The 1,838-nt window shown below is 60.0% G+C and carries 1 protein-coding gene; it reads right to left on the reverse strand.

The window, feature by feature from the left end:
* Positions 1–1,838: glycoside hydrolase family 3 protein (locus WA354_RS18355; RefSeq protein WP_472814469.1), on the reverse strand; the 1,838-nt coding region annotated here is incomplete at both ends.

Raw genomic sequence — 1,838 nt, forward strand, 5'->3', positions numbered from 1 at the left:
GAGTAGCGATAGGTCGTATACGAAAGGCCAAAGCCAAACGGAAAGAGCGGCTTCTTGTTTTCAGCGTCGTACCACTTGTAGCCGACCTTCACTCCTTCGTCATAGGTCATCGGGAACGCCGGAAGTCCCATCGCCCATTTCTCAGGCGATGCGGGGCCGGAGAAGTGGGAAGACTCAGGCGGCGGCATCGTAATCGTCGGATGCGGCAGGTCAGCTTCGCTCTTCGGGAAGGTGTTGGGCAGCTTGCCGCTCGGATTCACCGTGCCGAACAGAACATTGCCCACCGCGTTTGCGCCATCGCTGCCAGCGAACCATGCTTCGAGAATCGCCGCCGGTTTGTCTACCCACGGCATCGTTACTGGATTGCCTGTCTCGAGCACGACGATGGTGTGTGGATTGGCGGCGGCGACCGCCGAAATAATTGCATCCTGATCGTGAGGAAGGGTCAGGCTCTTCAGGTCCATTCCCTCGCTGGACCACATGTAGGCAAACACAATGGCGACATCGGCGCCCTTGGCGGCAGCAGCCGCTGCCGCTGGGTCGGTGCCCGGATCGTACTTTACCGTGGCATGAGGCGCACGTGCCTGGATCGCCTTCAGCGGCGAAGTCGGAAACCAGATCTCCTCCATCCAATGGGTCGCACCCTGCCCCGCGGGCTTGATGGCGTTGCCGCCGATGGGATCGACCTGCGCCGAACCACCGCCGGAGATCATACCGACGTCCGAATGCGATCCGATCACCGCAATCGTTTTCAACTTTGCGACATTCAACGGCAACACTGACTTCTCATTTTTGAGGAGGACGATGCCGCCTTCTTCAATCTTGCGCGCTGTCTCGAATCCTGCGAAGGGATCGATAACGCTGCGCTGCCGCGGATGATCGACAGCGCCCACAGCAAACATCGATCGCAGGATGCGACGTACGTGATCGTCGAGTTCGCTCTGCGGGATCTTGCCTGCATCGAGAGCATCCTTGAAGCGCTTCTCGTAAAAGAATCTGCCCGGCTGTTCGTTATCGAGGCCGGCGGCTGAAGCTTTTACATCGCTATGCGTGCCGCCCCAGTCAGACAGCACGAAGCCGGGGAACTTCCAATCCTTCTTCAGTACGTCGGTCAGCAGCCATTCGTTCTCGCACGCAAAATCGCCATTGACGCGGTTGTAGGAGCACATGACCGCCGCCGGCTTGCCCTTTTCGACGCCGATCTCAAACGCCAGCAGATCGCTTTCACGCGCCGCGCGCTTGCTGATGATGATGTTGACGGCGTTGCGGCCGCTCTCCTGATCGTTCAGCGCATAGTGCTTGATGTCGCCAATCACATTGGCCGACTGCGTTCCCTCAATGAGTCGCGCCACAAGCGTGCCGGCCAGGATGGGATCTTCGCCGAGGTACTCAAATGTGCGGCCATTGCGCGGATCGCGCGTGAGATTTACGCCGCCGCCAAGCGACATGTTGAATCCCTGCGCTCGCAGTTCACGGCCGATGAGCGCGCCGTATTCATAGGCCGCATCCGTGTCCCAGCTTGCGGCTGCGGCAACGTTAGCGGGAAGGGCCGTCGAATAGCGTCCATTCACGCCGCTCGATCGCACTCCGTAAGCAGCGTCGCTCATGTCGATACCCGGAATGCCGAGTCGCGGAACACCAACCGCGTAGCCCACGCCGCGATTCGATGCAGCGTTTTCCGGGGTCACTGCGTCATCTGTTGGCATGCCCACGCCATGCAGAAGAGCGATCTTTTCGTCGACCGTCATCTCTTTCAACACCAGGTCGGCTCGCTCATCAGGCGAGAGGCTCGAATTCATCCACGGCCCGGTCGGGTGGGGCTTGGGTTGCGGGCGCTG

It is taken from the genome of Occallatibacter sp., assembly GCF_049802275.1.
Lineage (GTDB): Bacteria > Acidobacteriota > Terriglobia > Terriglobales > Acidobacteriaceae > Telmatobacter.